The 19528-nt window shown below is 73.2% G+C and carries 21 protein-coding genes; 13 read left to right on the forward strand and 8 right to left on the reverse strand.

Annotation, left to right across the window (positions count from 1 at the left end; genetic code table 11):
• Positions 1–132: 132 nt before the first annotated feature.
• The 7 genes from ACZ6A9_RS12185 (at position 133) to ACZ6A9_RS12215 (ending at position 5501) form a co-directional block, all read left to right on the forward strand.
• The gene (locus tag ACZ6A9_RS12185; protein WP_468983272.1) at positions 133–963 is read left to right on the forward strand and encodes a helix-turn-helix domain-containing protein; all 831 of its coding nucleotides are present in this window, start codon (positions 133–135) and stop codon (positions 961–963) included.
• Positions 960–1157: a DUF397 domain-containing protein gene (locus ACZ6A9_RS12190; RefSeq protein ID WP_468983275.1), complete on the forward strand. Its 198-nt coding sequence runs from the start codon at positions 960–962 to the stop codon at positions 1155–1157. The genes ACZ6A9_RS12185 and ACZ6A9_RS12190 overlap by 4 nt, the downstream gene beginning before the upstream one ends.
• A complete protein-coding gene (locus tag ACZ6A9_RS12195) occupies positions 1154–1783 on the forward strand; it encodes a hypothetical protein (protein ID WP_468983277.1) in 630 nt (209 codons plus the stop codon). Before ACZ6A9_RS12190 ends, ACZ6A9_RS12195 begins: the two co-directional genes overlap by 4 nt.
• A gap of 63 nt (positions 1784–1846) precedes the next feature.
• Complete coding sequence (locus ACZ6A9_RS12200) at positions 1847–2269, forward strand: acyl-CoA thioesterase (protein WP_468983280.1); 423 nt, start codon at positions 1847–1849, stop codon at positions 2267–2269.
• 198 nt (positions 2270–2467) lie between these two features.
• Positions 2468–3379 (forward strand): DUF1963 domain-containing protein, encoded by a 912-nt coding sequence (locus ACZ6A9_RS12205; protein WP_468983282.1) that lies wholly within the window; start codon positions 2468–2470, stop codon positions 3377–3379.
• 465 nt (positions 3380–3844) lie between these two features.
• A complete protein-coding gene (locus tag ACZ6A9_RS12210) occupies positions 3845–4729 on the forward strand; it encodes a lysozyme (RefSeq protein WP_468983285.1) in 885 nt (294 codons plus the stop codon).
• 112 nt (positions 4730–4841) lie between these two features.
• Positions 4842–5501, forward strand: coding sequence for a peptidoglycan recognition protein family protein (locus ACZ6A9_RS12215; protein WP_468983287.1), 660 nt, complete (start codon positions 4842–4844; stop codon positions 5499–5501).
• A gap of 86 nt (positions 5502–5587) precedes the next feature.
• Here the strand turns inward: ACZ6A9_RS12215 and ACZ6A9_RS12220 are convergent, their stop codons facing one another.
• From ACZ6A9_RS12220 to ACZ6A9_RS12245, 6 genes are all read right to left on the reverse strand, one after another.
• On the reverse strand, positions 5588–6967 hold the full coding sequence (locus ACZ6A9_RS12220) for an 8-oxoguanine deaminase (RefSeq protein WP_468983289.1): 1380 nt from the start codon (positions 6965–6967) through the stop codon (positions 5588–5590).
• 39 nt (positions 6968–7006) lie between these two features.
• Positions 7007–7918 carry a factor-independent urate hydroxylase gene (gene pucL, locus ACZ6A9_RS12225; protein WP_468983292.1) on the reverse strand — a complete coding sequence of 304 codons (912 nt, stop codon included), beginning with the start codon at positions 7916–7918 and terminating at the stop codon, positions 7007–7009.
• Between the two features lie 6 nt (positions 7919–7924).
• Positions 7925–8287 carry a hydroxyisourate hydrolase gene (gene uraH / locus ACZ6A9_RS12230; protein WP_468983295.1) on the reverse strand — a complete coding sequence of 121 codons (363 nt, stop codon included), beginning with the start codon at positions 8285–8287 and terminating at the stop codon, positions 7925–7927.
• 5 nt (positions 8288–8292) lie between these two features.
• Positions 8293–8808 carry a 2-oxo-4-hydroxy-4-carboxy-5-ureidoimidazoline decarboxylase gene (uraD, locus tag ACZ6A9_RS12235; RefSeq protein ID WP_468983297.1) on the reverse strand — a complete coding sequence of 172 codons (516 nt, stop codon included), beginning with the start codon at positions 8806–8808 and terminating at the stop codon, positions 8293–8295.
• Between the two features lie 135 nt (positions 8809–8943).
• Positions 8944–9312 (reverse strand): helix-turn-helix domain-containing protein, encoded by a 369-nt coding sequence (locus ACZ6A9_RS12240; protein ID WP_468983299.1) that lies wholly within the window; start codon positions 9310–9312, stop codon positions 8944–8946.
• Positions 9309–9560, reverse strand: a complete 252-nt coding sequence (locus tag ACZ6A9_RS12245; protein ID WP_468983301.1) for a YkoF family thiamine-binding protein — start codon at positions 9558–9560, stop codon at positions 9309–9311. The genes ACZ6A9_RS12240 and ACZ6A9_RS12245 overlap by 4 nt, the downstream gene beginning before the upstream one ends.
• Positions 9561–9771: 211 nt before the next feature.
• On the opposite strand from ACZ6A9_RS12245, the gene ACZ6A9_RS12250 reads away from it, so the two are divergent.
• Positions 9772–10008 (forward strand): hypothetical protein, encoded by a 237-nt coding sequence (locus ACZ6A9_RS12250; protein WP_468983304.1) that lies wholly within the window; start codon positions 9772–9774, stop codon positions 10006–10008.
• A gap of 171 nt (positions 10009–10179) precedes the next feature.
• Positions 10180–10854 (forward strand): TIGR04222 domain-containing membrane protein, encoded by a 675-nt coding sequence (locus ACZ6A9_RS12255; RefSeq protein ID WP_468983306.1) that lies wholly within the window; start codon positions 10180–10182, stop codon positions 10852–10854.
• Between the two features lie 388 nt (positions 10855–11242).
• Here the strand turns inward: ACZ6A9_RS12255 and ACZ6A9_RS12260 are convergent, their stop codons facing one another.
• Complete coding sequence (locus ACZ6A9_RS12260) at positions 11243–12916, reverse strand: AMP-binding protein (RefSeq protein ID WP_468983308.1); 1674 nt, start codon at positions 12914–12916, stop codon at positions 11243–11245.
• A 526-nt stretch (positions 12917–13442) separates the two neighbouring features.
• On the opposite strand from ACZ6A9_RS12260, the gene ACZ6A9_RS12265 reads away from it, so the two are divergent.
• Positions 13443–16253, forward strand: coding sequence for an ATP-binding protein (locus ACZ6A9_RS12265; RefSeq protein WP_468983311.1), 2811 nt, complete (start codon positions 13443–13445; stop codon positions 16251–16253).
• Between the two features lie 380 nt (positions 16254–16633).
• Here ACZ6A9_RS12265 and ACZ6A9_RS12270 read toward each other — a convergent pair whose 3' ends face one another.
• Positions 16634–17752 carry a winged helix DNA-binding domain-containing protein gene (locus tag ACZ6A9_RS12270; protein ID WP_468983314.1) on the reverse strand — a complete coding sequence of 373 codons (1119 nt, stop codon included), beginning with the start codon at positions 17750–17752 and terminating at the stop codon, positions 16634–16636.
• A 205-nt stretch (positions 17753–17957) separates the two neighbouring features.
• Here ACZ6A9_RS12270 and ACZ6A9_RS12275 point away from each other — a divergent pair, with 205 nt between their 5' ends.
• From ACZ6A9_RS12275 to ACZ6A9_RS12285, 3 genes are read left to right on the forward strand one after another with little or no spacing between them, the layout of a single operon-like run.
• Complete coding sequence (locus ACZ6A9_RS12275) at positions 17958–18140, forward strand: hypothetical protein (RefSeq protein ID WP_468983316.1); 183 nt, start codon at positions 17958–17960, stop codon at positions 18138–18140.
• Positions 18141–18200: 60 nt separating this feature from the next.
• Positions 18201–19130, forward strand: coding sequence for a polysaccharide pyruvyl transferase family protein (locus ACZ6A9_RS12280; RefSeq protein ID WP_468983318.1), 930 nt, complete (start codon positions 18201–18203; stop codon positions 19128–19130).
• A gap of 54 nt (positions 19131–19184) precedes the next feature.
• Positions 19185–19505, forward strand: a complete 321-nt coding sequence (locus ACZ6A9_RS12285) for a DUF3040 domain-containing protein (protein ID WP_468983320.1) — start codon at positions 19185–19187, stop codon at positions 19503–19505.
• Positions 19506–19528: the final 23 nt, after the last annotated feature.

Consider the following 19528-nt stretch of genomic DNA (forward strand, 5'->3'; position numbering starts at 1 on the left):
GTCGTGAACAGTCCCGGCGGCCGTACCCGGGCGCGTCGTACGGAAGCTGTCCGGGCCTGTCCGGGTCGCGACGCGTGACGTTCCGCACCGGCGGTGTGTTGGACACCGGGTGGAGCACGGAGGTGTGGGGACATGAGCGTGGAACCCTACGGGGCGGACGAGGAGTCGGCGGCGGTCCTGCGGACCGTCGGGCGGGTCATCAAGATGTGCCGGGAGCGGGGAGGGCTGACCCAGGCCGGTCTCGGATCGGCGATCGGGTACAGCGAGGAGCAGGTGTCGTCCGTCGAGCGCGGACGGCGGGCGCCGATGGAGGAGTTCCTGGACGCGGCCGACCGGGTCCTCGACGCGGGCGGCCTCATCGCGGGGCTGAAGAAGGACGTGGAGAAGGCTCGCTTCCCGAAGAAGGTACGGGACCTGGCGAAGCTGGAGGCGGAGGCGGTCGAGATCTGCGCCTACGACAACTCCGTGGTCAACGGGCTGTTGCAGACCGAGGAGTACCTGCGGGCGGTGTTCAGGTCACGGCGGCCGGCCTTTTCCGAGGATGAGATGAACCAACTGGTCGCTGCGCGTCTCTCCCGTCAGCAGATCATCGAGGGCACACGGCTGAGCACGTCCTTCAGCTTCGTGCATGATGAGGCTGCGCTGCGACGGCGGGTCGGGGGCAGAATGGTGCTGCGCCGCCAGCTCGAACGGCTGTTGGATGTGGGGCAGAGGCGGAATGTGGAGATCCAGGTCCTTCCCCTGGATCGCGAGGACAACGCCGGGCTCGGCGGACCCTTCCATCTGCTGCGGCTCACGGAGGGCAGCACAGTGGCGCACAACGAGGTTCAGCGGACCAGCCGACTGATCTCGGAGAGGAGGGAGATCCAGATTCTGGAACTGCGGTACGGAGTCATCCGGGCCCAGGCCCTTCCGCCACGAGAGTCGCTGGCCCTCATCGAAAAGATCCTTGGAGAGACATGACCGCGCAGCCCGGTACCGAACTCACCTGGTCCAAGAGCAGCTACAGCACAGACGACGGCCCCGCTTGCGTCGAAGTCGCCACCACTTCGGACACCGTCCACGTACGCGACTCGAAGCACATACACGGCCCCCGTCTCACCTTCACCCCCCGCCAGTGGACCGCCTTCCTCCCCTACGCCTCCGGACGCCGATGAACCGACCGCCCACCGCCGCGCAGCGCCGTCTCATCGAGGCCGCCGATCCCGTGACCGGGCGGCTGAAGGGGTCGGAGGCGCAGCTCGCGGCGCTGGTGAAGCGCGGGCTGGCGTTCCGGCATGCGAGGCCGCCGCACGATCACTTCCTGACACCGGCGGGGCACCGCGTCCGGGAGGCGGAGCCGGAGCCCGAGCGGACGGAGCAGCCGGCCACGACCGGCGGGTTCGCGGCGCGGGTGGGCGGTGAGGAGACGGCTCCCGGAGACGGTCCCGCCCGTCTTCGGGAGGTGCGCGGCGCCTGGCAGGGCATGCTGGAGCTGCGCCGGATGACCAATTCCGACGGTGCGACGGACCGGCCCTGCGCCTGGGAGCGCTCGCACCTGGTGCGGGCCGCCGCGCTCGCTCTGGAGGCCGCCGGACACCGCCCGGGCGGTGCGGACTCCGGGGACGGCGGTTACCGGGTGCGGGAGACGCCGCAGCCGGATGCGGTCGCCGTGTACGAGCCGGACGGCGAGGCGCTGCGGGCCTGCGCGGCCACGCTGGAGGGGGCGGGCTGGCAGGCCGGGGAGTACACGGAGCCGAGGACGCAGGCGCGCTATCTGCTGGCCTCTCCGCGCCGCGTGTGAGGCACATGCCAAGATCGGTGCGTGGGGCCAGGCAACCGAACAGGCATGAAGGGGACAGCCGGGATGAGCGAGCCGTTTTCCGTCCGTGTGACCGTGCGCGGATACGAGACCGATGTGCAGGGCCACCTCAACCAGGCCGTGTACCTCAACTACGCGGAGCACGCGCGCTGGTCGCTGCTCCAGGCGGCCGGGATCACCCAGTCCGCTCTGCTCTCCCAGGGCGTCGGACCGGTCGCCCTGGAGACCACCATCCGCTACCGGCGGGAACTGCTCGCCGGTGACGAGGCCGACGTGAGCTGCGCCTTCCTCTGGAGCGGCGGCAAGATCTTCACCATCGAGCAGACGATCACCAGGGCCGACGGCACCGTGGCCGCCGAACTCACGGGCGTCGGCGGGCTGATGGACCTGAAGCAGCGCAAGCTCCTGCCGGATCCGGCGGCCGTCTTCCGGGATCTGGCGAAAGACCCGAGCCTCTTCGGACTGTAACCGGTTGGCGGCGGCGGAACATGCGCGTGCAGGTCCGGAGCGGGCGCTTCTCCGTCCCACCCGCGCGACCCCTGTTCCAGTCGTTCCCGGCAGCTCACCGACACCCGTGCCAGGGACCGCAAGGGCGGTGACGGACTCGACCGACCGCGCTCCCTCACGCCCTGCCACGCCCACCAACACCCCGCTGACAGCGCCGCGTTGGACGCGGTTATCGTCTCGGGCATGGATCACCAGGGAGAGTTTCGCCGGGCGGCGCTCGAGTCGGGCATCCCGGACGCCGAGGTCAGCCGGTTCAGCCGGCACCTTCGTTTGTCGATCGGGTTGTCCGGGGCGGGCGGTGGTTCTCCGGTCGGGCAGTTCGGTGGGTTGCCCCGGCTGCCGGTGGGCATGGAGTGGCCGGCCGCCGGGGACAGTCCGCTGCCGTTGCTCTTCTCCGTCGATTGCGGGGCGCTGCCGAGAGTCGACGGCTTCGGCCTGCCGGAGGACGGGACGCTGCTCTTCTTCGTGGACCAGGAGATGGACCATGAGGACCGGTCCGGGAGGTATGCGCGCGTCGTGTATGTACCGGACGGCACCGAGACCGCCGTCGCACAAGCCCCCGGCTCCGTGCGTGTCCGCGACCGGGTCGACGTCGGCGCCGAGCTCAGAGCCGAACTGCCCCTTTGGCTCCAGGAGGGCGACGAGGACTGGCACGAGTACTGGGAGGATCTCGACCGGGAGGACATGTCACCCTTCCAGCAGCAGTTGGCCCGGTACATGGAGAATGACCTGCCGCACCTGGACGAACTCCGGGATCTGGCCCACGGCCTCTGGTCCTCCGACGCCGGCGTCTTCATCGGCGGGTATGCCGACGACGAGGTGATCAACAGCATTGCCGAGCAGACCCTCGCGGGACGCGAGAAGGCGGGCGAGATCCCGGCCATCCCGGTGGCGACGTGGTATTCCCACCTGGAGAAGGAAAAGCACCGGCTGACGGGCGAATGGGTGTCGCTCGCCAGTGAAGCCGGGGTCTACGAGGCGTACTGCACGAGTTTCGTCATCCGCCACGACGACTTGACCGCCACTCGGATGGACAAGGCGCTGTCCGTGACCACTTTCGAGGCCCCGTGATCAGGTTCGCCGCAGCGTCGGCGAGCTCGAACACGACGGACTGCTGACGTCGGTCCGCGGCCGCAGCGGAGGGCCGGCGAGGCCGGCGTCGGACGTCACGCTGCGCGAGTCCACCGCTCCGCAGTCGCGGGCAGACGCGTCCGGGACCAGCGTGACGAGGTGCCGCACGTCTGCGAGGTCACCACGAAGGCGTGCGGCTGATTGCCGACCTCGGTAAGCCGTCGTCCTTGTTTCCGCACTGAAAGTTTCCGCCGCCCGGATCCCAAGTTTCCAGGCCATCCACTCCTACAGTGGACCAGACCACCAGAGAGGAACGAAGGCTCTTTACAGGCCCGGAATCTACGTGCGTAACTAATGACGCGCGCACGTCAAAGACATGTCTCGCAGCACGGATCTGCCCAGGTGGCAGCGGCCGACGTCACCTCCTTCGCTCATCCCCACATGTGTGTCCCAGGAGGCAGTCCCATGTTCTCTCTCCCCCGCCTTACGACCGGCACCCGCAGACGCACCGTCACGGCACTCGGCGTCCTCGGTACCGCCCTCGCCCTGACGGCCACCAGCGTCGGCGGCGCGACCGCCGCACCCCGGCCCGACCGGGACCGCGTCACCATCGAACCCGGCGAGGCGTACATGGGCGCGGGCACCCGCGTCCACGAGGGCGCCCCCGCCGGTGAGCCGTCGATGGGCGTGCTCGCCCCGACCGACGGCGTCCAGGGCATCGACGTCTCCCACTGGCAGGGCGCCATCAACTGGACGTCGGTCCGCGGCTCCGGCATCCAGTTCGCCTGGATGAAGGCGACCGAGGGCACCGGCTACAAGGACCCTCGCTTCAACACCAACTACCCCGCCGCCCACGCCGCGGGCGTCATCCGCGGCGCGTACCACTTCGCGCTCCCCAACGCCTCCAGCGGCGCCACCCAGGCGAACTACTTCGCCACCAACGGCGGCGGCTGGTCCCGCGACAACCTGACCCTGCCCGGCGTGCTGGACATCGAGCACAACCCCTACGGGGCCATGTGCTACGGCCTGTCCACCACGCAGATGCGCACCTGGATCAACGACTTCTACACCACGTACAAGGCGCGCACCAGCCGTGACGTCGTCATCTACACGACGGCGAGCTGGTGGAACACCTGCACCGGCAACTGGACCGGCATGTCCACCAAGAGCCCGCTGTGGGTGGCGCACTGGACCTCCGCCTCCGCCCCGACCATCCCGAGCGGCTTCCCCACCTGGACGGTGTGGCAGTACACCAGCACCGGTTCGGTCGGCGGCGTCGCCGGCAACGTGGACCGCAACAAGTTCAACGGCTCCCGCGACCGGCTCCTGGCGCTCGCCAACAACACCTGACGGCACCGGGCCCCTCCCGCACGCGATCTCGCGGGGGAGCCGGCGGCGGTCCGCCGTCCGCTCCCCCGCGCCCCACGTCCCCCCACCCTCTCCCCTCCGACGAGGAGTGACCGTGCACCCCGAGAACGCCTCACGACGCCGCCTGCTGATCGCCGGCGCGGCCGGCCTGGCCGCCGCCACCGCCCTCCCGGGCTTCGCGCAGGCACGGGAGACCGACGCCGTCGAACCGGACATCGACTCCACCGCGGTCTGGGGCGCCCGCGCCCCGCAGGGCACGATCAGCCTCCTCCAGTACCGGCCGAGCAGGATCGTCATCCACCACACGGTGAGCACCAACTCCGGTGACTTCTCCCGCGCCCAGGCACACGCGCACGCCCACTGGGTGCAGGACCTGCACCTGGACAAGAACCGCTGGGTGGACACCGGATACCACTTCCTGGTCAGCCGGGGCGGCTGGATCACCGAGGGCCGGCACGGCAGCCTCCAGGCACTGACCGGAGGCCGGAACTTCGTCCTCGGCTCCCACACCTCCGGGCAGAACAACTACGCCGTCGGGATCGCGTGCGAGGGCGCCTACCACGCCGGAGCGGTCCCGCCCACCGCCCAGTGGGACGTCCTGGTGACCCTGTGCGCGTACGCGTGCGACCGCTACGGCATCCCCTCCACCCAGCTCTACGGCCACAAGGACTACGGCGACACCCTGTGCCCCGGCGTCTACCACGACATGCTGCCCCGGCTGCGGCAGGAAGTGGCGGCGGCCCGGTCCGCATGACGCCGTCCGCGGCGCATCCGGAGGTCGGCGCACTCGCGCCCCGGAGGGCCGGGGGCCGTCCCCTCCGGCCGGAGAATCGGGCGGGCTCAGCCCTGTGCGGTGATCCGGGCCAGCCGCCGGGCCTCGGCGCGGGTGGAGCGGGCGATCTCGTCCTCGTCGGCGGTGAGCAGACGGCCGTTCTCCACGATCTGCCGGCCGTCGACAAACGACGCGGTGACCGGGGCCGCCGCGCCGAGGACCAGCGCGGCCACCGGGTCGGCGATGGAGGCGTGCGCGAGGGTGTCCATCCGCCACAGCACCAGGTCGGCGAGCTTGCCCGGCTCCAGGGAGCCGATCTCCCCGGCGCGGCCCAGCACGCGGGCCCCGCCGTGGGTGCCCAGGCGCAGCGCCTGACGGGCGGTCAGGGCGGCCTCCCGGTGGGCGCCGAGACGGTTGACGAGGAGGGCGTTGCGCAGCTCGGTGTGGAGTTCGCCGGACTCGTTGGAGGCCGTGCCGTCCACGCCGAGGCCGACGGGGACACCCGCCGCGAGCATGTCGGGGACGCGGGCGATGCCCGCGGCGAGGCGGGCGTTGGAGGAGGGGCAGTGGGCGACGCCGGTGCCCGTGCGGGCGAAGGCGGCGATGTCGGAGTCGTTCATGTGGACGCAGTGCGCCATCCACACGTCCTCGCCGAGCCAGCCGGTCGACTCGAAGTAGTCGGTCGGGCCCACGCCGAACAGCTCGTGGCAGAACTTCTCCTCCTCCACCGTCTCCGAGCCGTGGGTGTGCAGACGCACGCCGAGACGACGGGCCGAGCCGGCGCCCTCACGCATCAGTTCGGTGGAGACGGAGAACGGGGAACAGGGGGCGACGGCGACCTGGGTCATGGCGTCGGAGGACGCGTCGTGGTGCCGCCGTACGGTCTCCTCGGTGGCGGCGAGGGCGTCGTCGAGGCTCTCGACGGCGAAGTCCGGGGGCAGGCCGCCGTCCTTCTCGCCGCGGTCCATGGAGCCGCGGGCGAGGGTGAAGCGGACGCCCATGTCGCGGGCGGCGGCGATGATCGCGCCGGACAGGTCGCCGGAGCCCCGGGGGAAGACGTAGTGGTGGTCCACGGCGGTGGTGACACCGCCGCGGGCCATCATGGCGAGCGAGCCCCGGGCCGCGGCACGCACCATCGGCACGTCGACGCGCGCCCAGGTCGGGTAGAGCGCGACGAGCCAGTCGAACAGGTTGTGGTCGGTGGCCAGGCCCCGGGTGATCCACTGGTAGAAGTGGTGGTGGGTGTTGACCAGGCCGGGGGTCGCCAGGTGCCCGGTGGCGTCGATCCGCCGGGCGACATCGTCGAGTCCCGCGGGCGCCGGGCCCGGGCCGAGCGATTCGATGCGGTTGCCGGCGAGGACGAGGTGACCGGACGCGTACTCGGTGTCCTCGCCGTCGACGGTCGCGATCGCGCAGTTCTCGATGACGATGCGGCGGTCCGCTGCCATGGTCCGTCCTTTCGCTGCTGCTGCCGGAAGGTGGTGCGGTCAGAGGTTGGTGAGGTCCACCGGGATCCGCGCCTCGCAGCCCTCCCGCAGGACGGTGCCCTCGATCAGGCCGTAGGGCCGGTCGGCGGCGACGTACACGGCTCCGTCGGCGGTGTCGTTCTCCCGCCCGAACGGCTCGAGGTCCACCAGGAAGTGGTGGCTGTTGGGGAGGGAGAAGCGGATCTCGTCTATCTCGCCGCGGTGGTCGATGACGCGCGCGCCCATCCGGTGGAGCGTCTGCTGGAGCGAGAGGGAGTAGGTCTCGGCGAAGGCCTCCAGCAGGTGCCGTCCGACCTGCGTGTAGGAGTCGTCCCAGTCGGGCGCCGGCTGGTCGTCACCGGACCAGTGGTACCGCCAGCGGGCGGAGACCGAGGTGGCCAGGACGCGGTCGTGGGCCTCCTCCAGCGTCGTGTACCTGTCCTTGCGGTAGCCCCGGAACTCGGAGCCGGTGGAGTTCAGCACCGTCAGGTCCTTCAGGCCGGAGACGACCTCCCACCGTTCGCCGTCGTAGGTGATCTGCGCCAGGCGGGTCTCCCGGCCCTCACGGACGAACGAGTGCCCGGCCTTCGCGGCGTCGGAGACGGCGATGCGCTCCCAGGCGTACTCCTCGACGCGGACGCGGGCCCGGTGGATGGCGTCCTGGGAGGTGACGAAGTGACGGGCGAGGTGGATGCCGAACTGCTCGGCCGACTCGACGCCGTGCTCCTTGGCGAAGGCGAACACGGTGTTCTTCATGGTGTCGGTGGGCAGGACGTTCGCGTTGGATCCGGAGTAGTGGACCTCCTCCATGTCGCCGGAGAGGGCGACGGAGACGTTGAGGTCCTTGATGTGGTGGGTGGCGCCGTCCCGCGTGATCTTGACGAGGCGGTTCTCGGCCTTGCCGTACTGGTTCTGTCCCAGGATCGTGGGCATGGTGCGCTAGCTCCCTCGGTAGACGGAGTAGCCGAACGGGTTGAGCAGCAGCGGTACGTGGTAGTGCTCGCCCGGGACGACGGCGAAGGTGACCGCCACCTCCGGGAAGAACGCGCCGGTACCGCCGTCCCGGCGCTGCTCGAGGTAGGGCTCCACGGCGAAGTCGAGCCGTACGTGGGTGGTCGCGGCCGGCAGGGCCGGCAGGTCCTCGCACCGCCCGTCCGCGCCGGTGCGGGAGTCGCCGAGCGGCCGCCAGCCGGCCTCCCGGCCCTGACGGGCGGAGAGGTGGACGGTGACGCCCTCGGCGGGGCGGCCGACGCTGGTGTCCAGGATGTGCGTGGACACGGAGGCGGTGATGTCGGTGCTCATGTGCGTCAGTCCCCTTCGACGTCGACGAGGCGGGCCAGCCGGACGCGGTTGATCTTCCCCAGTTCGGCGCGGACGATCTCGCGCTCCCGCTCCGGCGCGTTGCCGAGGCGTTCCCTGACGGCGTCGCGCATCTGCTCGCCGGTCAGGCCGGTGGCGCAGATGAGGAACACGTGGCCGAACTTGTCCTGGTAGGCCAGGTTCAGTTCGAGCATCTCGGCCCTGAGTTCGTCCGGGGCGCCGGCCATCCCGCTCTGCTCCCGTGCGGAGGCCGGGTCGCCGGGCCGGGGGCGGCCGATCGGCGGGTGCGCCGCCATCGCCTCGCGAAGGTCCGCCCGGGTCAGCTCCGCCGTGGCGGCGTCACTGGCGGCGTACAGGTCGTCGACGGTGGCGCAGGGGCGGGCGGCGAGCAGCCGGCGGGCCCAGGCGTCGGCCGCGCAGACCTCGTGGAGCGCGGCGAGCGCCGCGTGCTCCGCCAGGGCGTTGAACCGGGCCAGGCCCGGGGGCGGGGATGTCGACGTCACGGGAGCCTCCGTGGCCGCGAACGGCCTGACGCTGCGAACGGGCGTGCCGACAGTGAACGCCGTCACGGACCGCGCGTCAACAGTTTGTTGAAACCTGCGTGGCGGTGGAGGAGGAGTTCCGGCCGCCGGGGCGGGTCAGGCGCCCTTCTCGCGGTTGAGGTAGTTGTAGACCGTGAAGCGGCTGACTCCGAGCGCGCTCGCCACGGTCTCCACTCCGTGCCGCACGGCGAAGGCCCCGCGCGCCTCCAGACCGCGCACGATCTCCTGCTTCGCCCTGCGGTCCAGATCCGCCAGCGGCACGCCCTTGCGGCGTTCCAGGGCCGCGAGGATGTGGTCGAGCGAGTCACCGAGCTGCGGCAGCCGTACGGCGACGGCGGCGGCGCCCTCCCAGGAGAGCACGACGTCGTCGGTCCCCGCCTCGTCGGGCGGGAGCATCTCGCCGCCCATGGCGTCGACCAGCGGCTTCACCGCCGCGATGAAGGCGTCCTCGCCGGTGCCGGTCACCGGCCGTCCTCCTCGACCACGTTGATCTGGAGCGAGATGCGGGTGGCGCCGGCCGTCAGGCTCCGGCGCAGCAGCGCGTCCACGGCCGAGAGCACCGCCTCCGCGCCGCCCTCGCCGGTGTTGCCGAACGGGCCGACGTCCACCGCGTCCAGCCCGGCGGCCTCGATCACCTGCCGGGCCACCACGGCGTGCGCGGGCGCCTCGTCGAGGTCGAAGGGCTCGGTCGTGAACTCCACTCTCAGTCGCACGGGCCCCAACCTAGCCGCTCCGGCGCGGGCGGGGGAGACGCGTCGCTCCCCCCGCCGACGGCCGCTCCCGGCCGCGGGCCCGCTTCCGGCCTCGGGAGCCGGCCCAGCCGCCGCGATCCCCCCGCCGGCCGCCCGGACGCGGACGGTTCGGTGTCCGGGCGCCCTCGGCCGCCGGGGTGCGGATCCGCGCGCGGCGCAGCAGCCTGGGGACATGGCAGAACCAACCGAGCACCCCCACATCGTCGTGCACTCCCCCGCGCTGGACGGCTCACGGCGGGTGACCTCGGGCGACGAGACGCTGGGTCTCGCCACGCACGCCGACGACGTGGGCGAGATCCTCCGGCTGGCCGACCTGTACGTCACCGACGTCGAGGAGAGCGACCTCATCGAGTGGCAGGGCGGCGGCCCCGACGACTGGCCCGGCCTGTCGGAGCACCACGAGCCGTGAGCGCCGTGAGCGCCGGTACGGCATCGGCCGTAGCCCGGCTACGGCACCCTCAAATGAACCTCTGAAGACGGCCCTCGAAGGCTTCGGCCGTCCCCGCCGGCGGGCACACTCCTCCCACACGGGGCCCGCCGGCACGGGGGCGGCGGGCCCCCGTCGAGGGGGTGTCCTGCCATGGCCGACACCGCGCGCGTCCGGGGGACGCCGCACGAGATCGCCCTGCTGGCCGGCGGGCCGCGCGCCGCGGTCACCGTCGCCGTCGTCGCCCTGCACCTGCGGGGCGCCGTCGAGGCGGGCGCGCCCGGCACGGTGCACGCGGTCGACGGCGAGGCGGGACGGGCCCTGCCGCCGCTGCCGGAGCCGGAGAGCGGGCCCGGGGACCTCACGGGCGCGATGCGGGCGGCGTACCTGGAGAGCGCGGTGTACCACCGCCTGGAAGAGCCGACCGGGACACGGGAGCTGGTCCGGGACCTGGACGTCCGCTGGGCGGTGGCCGAACTGCGTGTCGGGCTCGCGGAGGCGGGCATGCTGCGCTACCCGCTGCTGGGGTCCACCAGGGCGGCCCGACGCCGGATACAGGTGCTGCGCAAGGCGTTCCCGCTGCCGGCGAGCAGGCGTGACCTTCCCGACGACGAGCGGCTCCTCGCCGTCGCCCTGCACGGCGAGGCCGCCCTGCGGGTCCTCGTCCCCCGCTTCGCGCTCCGGGCGGGACTGACCGAGCGGGTGAGCCTCCGGCACAAGCGCCTGCTCCGCCACTCACCCCGCGGCGACGCCTACGGCAGCGCCGGCCACCTCTACTGCGGCGGCGGCTCCGGCGGGGGGTGCGCAGGAGGCGGCGGCTCGGACTGAGCCCTCGATGCCCCGGGCGCGAGCACGCGCGTCGACGTCCCGCGCACCGGCGGGATACCGGCGGGCCTGCCGGACTGATGATCAGACCCACAGGTGGGCGGGACGTCGCCGATTTGTCGCCGGTTGCCTCGGCCCGGCGGAGCAGGCCGAGGAGTGGTTCGGCCCTTCGGCCGACGGGCCCGGCAGGCCCTGGGGCACCGGCGTCGGCAGGGCACGGACGGCGGCGGCGGTGAGCCGGTGGGTGCGCGGGCCCGGAGGGCGGCTCACGCCAGGTCTCCCGGCGGTCGATCGCCTGACGGCGCAAGGCCCTGCCCGCGCGGACGCCGGAGGGGTCACCGATCCGGGGCCGCCCCACCGGTGCCGCGGGGGGCGCACGGCGGGGAATCCGTCACCGGAAGTCCTCCTCGCGGTACTCGTCGGCGGAGCCGGCCGCCGTGGCCTCGCGCAGTGCGATGCGCCGGATCTTGCCGGAGACGGTCTTGGGCAGCTCGCCGAACTCCAGCCGCCGGATCCGCTTGTACGGGGCGAGCACCTCGCGGGAGTGCTCGAACAGCACCTTCGCGGTGTCCGGGCCCGGCTCCCAGCCCTCGGCCGGCACGACGTACGCCTTGGGCACGGCCAGCCGCAGCTCGTCCGGCGCGGGCACGACCGCCGCCTCGGCGACCGCCGGGTGCTCCAGCAGGGCGCTCTCCAGCTCGAAGGGGCTGATCTTGTAGTCGCTCGCCTTGAAGACGTCGTCGCTGCGTCCGACGTACGTCAGGTACCCGTCCTCGTCCCGGGCGCCGATGTCGCCCGTGCGGTAGAAGCCGCCGGCCATCACCTCCGCCGTCCGCTCCGGGTCCCCGTGGTAACCGGCCATCAGGCCCACCGGGCGGCCGGAGAGGTCGAGGGCGATCTCACCCTCGGCGGCGCCGGGCGCGCCGGAGACCGGGTCGAGGAGTTCGACGCGGTAGCCGGGGCTGGGACGGCCCATGGAGCCGGTCTTGAGGACCTGTCCGGGGCTGTTGGACACCTGCACGGCGGTCTCGGTCTGCCCGAAGCCGTCCCGGACGGTGACGCCCCAGGCGCGCCTGACCTGCTCGATGACCTCGGGGTTGAGCGGCTCACCCGCGGCCACGGCCTCCCGGGGCGGGGTGCGCAGCCGGCCGAGGTCGGCCTGGACGAGCATGCGCCACACGGTCGGCGGGGCACAGAAGGTGGTGACGCCCGCCCTGTCCATCTCCGCCATCAGACGGGGCGCGTCGAAGCGGGTGTAGTGGTGCAGGAAGACGGTCGCCTCGGCGTTCCACGGGGCGAAGAGGTTGGACCAGGCGTGCTTGGCCCAGCCGGGCGAGGAGATGTTGAGGTGCACGTCTCCGGGCCGCAGCCCGATCCAGTACATGGTCGCCAGGTGCCCGACCGGGTACGAGGTGTGGGTGTGCTCGACCAGCTTGGGCCGGGCGGTGGTGCCGGAGGTGAAGTACAGCATCAGGGGGTCGTCGGCGAGGGTCGGCCCGTCGGGCGCGAACCGCTCGGCGGCGGCGTGGGTGTCGGCGTACGGCAGCCAGTTCCCCGCGGCCCCCTCCCCCACCGCGACCCGGGTGTAGTCGCCGGGGACCTCGTCGAACTTCGCGGTGTCGGCGGCACGCGCGATCACGTGCGCCACCCGGCCCCGGTCGACCCGGTCGCGCAGGTCGGCGGGGCCGAGCAGCGGGGTGGCCGGGATGACGACGGCGCGCAGCTTCATCGCGGCGAGGGCCGTCTCCCACAGTTCGGCCTGGTTGCCGAGCATGACCAGCACCCGGTCCCCGGCGGCCACCCCCCGCGCCCGCAGCCAGGTGGCGACCTGGTCGGAGCGGCGGGAGAGCGCGGCGAAGGACAGCCGGGCCTCGTCGCCGTTCTCCTCCACGAGGTGCAGGGCGGTGCGGTCGCTGCCGTCCGCGATCACGTCGAACCAGTCGAGCGCCCAGTTGAACCGGTCGGGCCGGGGCCAGACGAAGTCACGGTAGGCGGTGGCGTAGTCCTCGCGGTGCTCCAGCAGGAAGTCCCGGGCCCTGCGGAACACGTCCGTCCCCGTTGTCATGTCTCCTCCTCGTGCCGGACCATTGCCGGGCGGCTCTCCGCCATCGTGTGATCCGTGACGCAGGTCTCACTACCCCGAACGGGGGTGGGCGTCGCACAGGAGGCGTGATGAAAGGGCGAAGGAGGTGAACGCTGACCCGACGAGGGCGGGGGACGCGGTGGAGATCCGCGGGGCGCCGGCCCGGCTGCGGCGCGCGAGAGGGCTCCCGGTCGCCTTCGGCGGGCCGGCGGAGCCCGGGCAGTGGGGGAAGCTGGGAGTGACGGCGGAGACGGTCAGGGCGTATCCGCGCTCCGCGATGCGGAAGCCGGGGGGGGTGCGGACACGGGGGGCGGGCGGTGGTAGCGGCACGGAGGGCGGGGCGGTTGCCCTAGATTTGCGGTGATGACCCGAACCGGGCATTACCAGTGGTACATGTTTGGATTTATCGTTGCCGCGCCCGCTGTAATTTGCCTCACTACACCGTCCGTCCGGAATTGAGGAGCCTGTTGCCTAATATTGGCCAGGACACGCCACACGGAGGGGAGCGGTGACCGTGCGACGGGACTTCAAGGAGTCTGCCAGGTACCGCCCCGACCTGGTCATCGGCAGGGAGGAGCTGTTCTCCGACGCGCGGGAGCAGCTCGCCCGGGGCGGCAGCGTGCTGCTGCACGGGCCCGCCGGAATAGGAAAGTCGACCGTGCTGCGGGCACTCGCGGCGGAAAACGCCGGGGCGGCGCACACGGTGTTGCGCTGCTCGGCCACGGAGTCCGAATCGCATCTTCCGTTCCTGGCGCTGGCCGACCTGTTCGGCCTGGTCCTCGACGAGGTGGCCCCGCGGCTGCCCGCCGCCCAGCGCACCGCCCTGGAGTCGGCGCTCACCGGACGCGGCGAGTCGACGCTCCAGCGGGACGGGCTCGCGCTGCGGCTCGCGGTGCTGTCCACGCTGCGCGCGCTGGCCGACGAGGGGCCGGTCCTGGTCGTCGCCGACGACCTGCAGTGGCTGGATCCGGCCAGCGCCGAGCTGCTCGGGTTCGCCGCCCGGCGGCTCGGGGACAGCCCGGTGCGCATGGTGTGCGCGGTGCGCACGGACGGCGAGGAGTACGACCGTCATCTGCGCGCCTGCCCGCCGGACACGCTCGCGGTGCGGCTGGGCCCGTTCTCCCGCACGCAGGTGTCCGCGCTGCTGGACCACCGCGGCTACACGGGCCTGTCCCGCTCCACGGTCCGTGACATCCACCGCACCAGCGCGGGCAACCCGCTGTTCGCGCTGGAGCTGGGCCGCGCCCTCGCGGAGAGTTCCGCCCGGCCACGCCCGGGCGAGCCGCTGCCGGTGCCGACGTCACTGAGGGCGCTGGTGCTGAGCCGGCTGGAGATGCTGTCGGACGAGGCGCGCCGCACCCTGCTCGTGGCGAGCGCGGGCGCCCGCCCCACGCTGGCGCTGCTGCACGCGGCCGGCCGGGACAACGCCGAGGCCGAGACGGCCCAGGCCGCCGCCCTGGGGCTGCTGGCGACCGATCCGGAGGAGCCGGCCGTGCGGTTCGCGCATCCGCTGATCTCGGCCGCCCTGTACGCGGAGGCGCCGGCGCAGGAGCGGCGGGCCGTGCACACGGCGCTGTCCACGGCGGCGTCCGATCCCATCGAGCGGGCCCGCCATCTGGCGCTGGCCGCCAACGGCGCCGACCCGGAGGTGGCGGCCCGGCTCGCGGAGGCCGCCGCGCTGGCCCGGGACCGCGGGGCGCCGTCGGTCGCCGCCTCGCTCGGGCTGCTCGCCGCCCGGCACACCCCCGCCGACGGCGAGCCGGGCCCGGACGAGCGGCGGCTCCAGGCCGCCGAGGACGCGATCACCGCGGGCGAGGTCGACCTGGCCCGGGACATCGCCAGGGACGTGCTGACCCGGGCGACGGTGCCGGCGGAGCGGGTGCGGGCCTGGATGGTGGTCATCGAGGCGGCCGGTCAGGCGCTCGGCGAGGTCGACGCCGTCTTCCCGCAGGTGCTGGCCGACGCCGGTGACGACCCCCGGCTGCTGGCGCTGGTGCACTACCAGCTCGCCTGGCGCGAGGTGGTGGTGGACGGTGACTTCGCCAAGGCCCGCCAGGAGGCCGCCCACGCCGCGGAGCTGGCCGCCCGGGGCGGGGACCGGCGCACCGAACTGATGGCGCTCGCCTTCCAGTCGTCCACCGAGACCCTGATGGGCCACCCCGACGCTCCCCGGACGATCCAGCGGGCCCTCCAGGAGCCGCAGGTCCCCGATGTGGCCTCCCACCACAACGGCGCCGCGATGGCGAGGTTCCGCTGGCTGCTGATGAGCGACCAGCTGCCCGAGGCCCGTACGGCCATCACCGCGCTGCTGCGGGAGGCGCGGCGGCGCGGCATGGTCGAGAGCGAGGTGCACTTCTCGCGGCTGCTCGCCGACACCGAACTGCGCCACGGTCACTGCGGGCGGGCCCTGGACGTGGCCGGGGAGAGCCTGCGGCTGGCCCGCGACTCCGGCATCGGCGAGAGCGCCTCCGCCATGCTCGCCTCCCTCGCGGAGGCGTCGGGCGGTGACGTGGACCGGGCGCTGGCGCTGGCCCGCGAGTCCGCGGACCACGCCGAGGTGGACGGCGACCAGTTGTACCTGTCCCTGGCCCTGGCCGCCCTGGGCTACGCCCAGTTGGTCGCCGGGGACGCGCAGGCCGCCGTGCGGTCGCTGCGCCGGGTGCGGGAGCTGGAGCACGCCATGGGCATCAACGACCCCGCGCGGGGCCGCTGGCAGGGCGATCTGGCCGAGGCGCTGGTGCGGATCGGTGAGCCCGGCGAGGCGCAGGAGCTCATCAACGTCACCCGGGTGCACGCGGTGCGGCTGAACCGGGCGAGTGTGCTGGCGGTGCTGGACCGCGCGGAGGCCATGGTGCGTGCCGCCCGGGGTGAACACCAGGCAGCGCTGGCCCAGTTGTCGTCGGCGCAGGACCGGCTCGCCAAGCTGGGGTACGGCCTGGAGGAGGCCCGGGCGGCGTTCGCGCTGGCCCGGCTGCGCTCCAGGAACCCCGGGCCGGGCGGGTACGAGGAGGCGGCCCGGCTGTTCCGGCGCTGCCGCGCCCTGCCGTGGCTGCGCCAGGTGGACAAGGCCGTGGCCGCGGGTCCCGCGGAGGCGGAGCCCGTACCGGCCGCCACTCCGGCCGTACTGGACGGGCTCGCCTCGATGGAACGCCAGGTCGCCGCGCTGGTGATGGAGGGCGCCACCAACCGGGAGATCGCCGGCCGGCTGTTCATCAGCGTCAAGACGGTGGAGGCGACGCTCACCCGCGTGTACCGCAAGCTGGGCATACGGTCCCGGGTGGACATCGTCCGGCTGGCGGCGGGCCGCCGCTCGACGTGACGTCCCCTCCCCGGGGAGGGGACCGAGGGTTTTCCCTGCCCCGAATCGCTTAGGGGGTTCCCTCATTGGGGCGGCCCGCGCCGCGGTCGTAGCGTGAACGCCGTGCCGCCCGCCGGGCACACGGAGGCCGGAGCCCCCGGGCTCGACCTCCGACCCGCGCGCCCCCACACCGGCAACCCGTGAGGAGACCCATGTCAGGGCTCACCCGCGCACGACAGGCCGCTGCCGCCGCCCCCGCGCGGCTCTCTCCTCCCCGTCACCGCGCCCGGACCTGCGGGCCGGCGGACCCCATGAGTTCCTGAGCACCCCTCAGGTGGCAAGCCAGGGGGCGTTGCGAGCTTCCACGAGCAGCCCGCAACGCCCCCTATCCACGCCCGCCTTCAGGCACGGACCGTCCCGAAGCGGATGTCGTACGCCGTGTCCGGGTGCATCACCCGCAGCATCCGCTCGCCCTCCGCCGTGACCTCTTCCCTCCGTGCCCGGCCGAGCGGGGCGAACTCCTCGACGACGAGGGCGTGTTCGTCCAGCCGCCACAGTCCCGCCAGGAACCCGTCGACGAGGAGGGTGCGGTGGGCGACGTTGCCGGTCCAGCTGCGGCCCCGGTACTCGGGCGGTACGACGCGGGTGCGGTCGGCGTGGGAGAGGAGCAGGTTGTCGAACTCGGGCAGGAAGCGGGGCGGAGCCGGGGTGTCCGGGTCGGGGCGGGGTGCGTCGGGGAGGTCGAAGAGCTCGGTGCCGCCCTCGTCCCGGAAGCTGACGAGCCGGGGACGCAGCCGTTCGAAGGCGTCGCGCAGCCGGGTCAGTCCGGCCCAGGTCTGCATGTCCTTGACGGAGGCGGGTCCGAAGGCGGCGAGGTAGCGCAGCACCGTCTCGTCGGGCGTGGCCGGTGCCGGTTCGGCGGGGCGGCCCAGCCAGTGCTCGGCGGTGGTGAGCACGACCTGCCCGCCGCGCCCCCACAGTCCGCGCGGGGTGATCTGCACCAGGGGCAGCTTGCAGCGGGCGGCGATGCCCAGGGCCTGCGGGTCGGCGTCGGGCCACTCGGCCAGCAGGGCCTCGCGCAGCTGCCCCATCGTGCGCGGCTCGGTCTCGACGAGTTCACGGGCGAGGGCGGCGAGCCGGTCCAGGTCGACGCCGGTGAGGCCCGCGCGGAACTGGTGGATCTCGCGGTCGCGGGCGGGCTGCACGAGCGGCCGCAGGGTGAGGCAGTCGCGGGCGGTGTGGGTGTGGATGGTCGAGCGCAGGGTGACGATGCGGACGACGTCACGGTCGGCCATCGGCCGGGACAGCGCCTCGGGGGTGAACCCGTCGAGGCGGGCGGCGAGCGCGTAGTAGGGCGGCTTGACGTTCTGCGCCTGCAGGCCCAGCAGGTGCCCGGCCGCGTCCACGGCGGACATCGGAGAACGACGCAGCAGCAGTTGCCGTTCGAGCGTGGCCCGGTTGAGGGCCCGCGTACCGAGCACGGCGGCCGACGGAGGGCCGCTCCGCTTCGTCTTCGTCATACCGGCACGGTAGCGGGGCTCGCGGCCAGGTCCTGTCCGCGAGACGGGGGCCGTCCGCACACATTCGGGACATCCCGGGACCGGGAGTAACACCGCGGCGACCGGACGGCGCTGTCCTCTACGGGCCCGTACGTCCGTCCTCGTCATCGCGGGACGGTCCGACCGCGCCCGGCACGACTCCCCCACACAGAAGGACAGGACCGACGTGACATCCCCTCCCCCCGCCGAGGACCACCTGCCCGTCTACGACCGTCTGGTAAGCGAACGCGGCGACGTCGTGGCCGAGGTGCGCGAGGTCGCCGAACAGGCACTGGACCAGGCCCGGCGGGGCCTGGCCGGCCATCCCGTCTCCTCCCCGGGCCCCCGCCGGGAGCGGGCGGCGCGCTGAGCCCGTACGGCCCGTGGCCCGGCCGATTGCCTCGCACCGGAGTGGGGCACCCGGGGCCCCGTGGACGAACGAGAACGCTCCGTGCCGGGGAAGGTCCTGCTGACCGGGTGGTTCAGCTTCCGCGACGGCGAGGCCACCGCCGGTGACGTGCTGGCACTGCGCCGCGTGGAGGAGGTGCTGCTGGGCTCCGGGACGGCCTACGACGTCGCCTGGAGCCCCGGCTTCCTGCCGGACGCGCTGCACCTCGACGACGTGAGGCCCCATGACTACTCCCACCTGGTGTTCGTGTGCGGGCCGCTGCACGGACCGCAGATCGAGGAACTGCACCGGCGCTTCGCACACTGCGTGCGCATCGCCGTGGGGACGTCGGTGATCGACCCGGTGGACCCGGCCGCGGCCGGCTTCCACCGTGTGCTGGCGCGGGACGCCCCCGGCCGCGAGCCGTCCGAGGACCTGGCGGCCCACGCCCCGGCGGTGCCCGCGCGGCCCGTGGTCGGGGTGATCCTCACCCACGGGCAGCAGGAGTACGGGGAGCGGCGCCGGCACGGGCAGGTCGCGGACGCGGTGACCCGCTGGCTGGCCGGGAAGGACTGCGCCCGGCTGGAGCTGGAGACCCGGCTGGACACCCGTGACTGGCACCTGAGCGCGACACCCGCGCAGGTGCAGTCGGTGCTGGCGCGCCTCGACCTCGTCGTCACCGACCGGCTGCACGGGCTGGTGCTCGCGCTGCGCGTCGGCACCCCGGTGCTGGCGGTGGACCCGGTGGCGGGCGGCGCCAAGGTGAGCGCGCAGGCCCGGGCCTGCGGCTGGCCGGCGCTGCTGTCCGCCGAGCAGGTGGACGAACGCCGGCTGGAACGCTGGTGGTACTGGTGTCTGACATCGGGGCGGGTGGCCGCGCGGCAGATCCGTGACGCGTTCCGGGACGGCCGGGCGCCGGACGGGGCGGACCGTCTGGCGGAGGTGCTGGCAGCCCGCGCCGGCGCCGGATAGTCGCCGGTCCTGTCGGGCGCTCAGGCGTCTCGCGGTCGTTTCGAAGGAGAGACGGTGTCCATCGGTCGGCTTTCCGGACACGAGCAGCACGTCCTCGACGGGATCGAGCGGGCCCTGCGCCGTGACCGCCGACTCGACCGGCGGCTGCGCACGCTGAGGATCCGCCGGGGCCCCGACGTGACGCACCTGGTGACGCGGATCGCGTGCTTCCACCCGCACGGACGGACCGTCGCGGTTCTGTTCGCGGTCTCCGTCACGCTGATGGTGACCGGCATGGTCACCTCGGCTCCGTGGGCGATCTGCTCCTTCGCCGCCCTGTGGCCGCTGACGCTCTTCGCGGGGTTCCGGCTGCTGTGCCGGTGGTCCGGCGAGTGAGCGTGCGGGGGCTGAGCCGCGCG

The sequence above is a fragment of the Streptomyces sp. NPDC041124 genome (assembly GCF_055592385.1).

Bases quoted from the DNA above. Each gene is read 5' to 3' on its own strand.
- ACZ6A9_RS12185 (WP_468983272.1), top strand. From the start codon at position 133: ATGAGCGTGGAACCCTACGGGGCGGACGAGGAGTCGGCGGCGGTCCTG.
- ACZ6A9_RS12190 (WP_468983275.1), top strand. From the start codon at position 960: ATGACCGCGCAGCCCGGTACCGAACTCACCTGGTCCAAGAGCAGCTAC.
- ACZ6A9_RS12195 (WP_468983277.1), top strand. From the start codon at position 1,154: ATGAACCGACCGCCCACCGCCGCGCAGCGCCGTCTCATCGAGGCCGCC.
- ACZ6A9_RS12200 (WP_468983280.1), top strand. From the start codon at position 1,847: ATGAGCGAGCCGTTTTCCGTCCGTGTGACCGTGCGCGGATACGAGACC.
- ACZ6A9_RS12210 (WP_468983285.1), top strand. From the start codon at position 3,845: ATGTTCTCTCTCCCCCGCCTTACGACCGGCACCCGCAGACGCACCGTC.
- ACZ6A9_RS12220 (WP_468983289.1), bottom strand. From the start codon at position 6,967: ATGGCAGCGGACCGCCGCATCGTCATCGAGAACTGCGCGATCGCGACC.
- pucL (WP_468983292.1), bottom strand. From the start codon at position 7,918: ATGCCCACGATCCTGGGACAGAACCAGTACGGCAAGGCCGAGAACCGC.
- uraH (WP_468983295.1), bottom strand. From the start codon at position 8,287: ATGAGCACCGACATCACCGCCTCCGTGTCCACGCACATCCTGGACACC.
- ACZ6A9_RS12250 (WP_468983304.1), top strand. From the start codon at position 9,772: ATGGCAGAACCAACCGAGCACCCCCACATCGTCGTGCACTCCCCCGCG.
- ACZ6A9_RS12255 (WP_468983306.1), top strand. From the start codon at position 10,180: ATGGCCGACACCGCGCGCGTCCGGGGGACGCCGCACGAGATCGCCCTG.
- ACZ6A9_RS12260 (WP_468983308.1), bottom strand. From the start codon at position 12,916: ATGACAACGGGGACGGACGTGTTCCGCAGGGCCCGGGACTTCCTGCTG.
- ACZ6A9_RS12270 (WP_468983314.1), bottom strand. From the start codon at position 17,752: ATGACGAAGACGAAGCGGAGCGGCCCTCCGTCGGCCGCCGTGCTCGGT.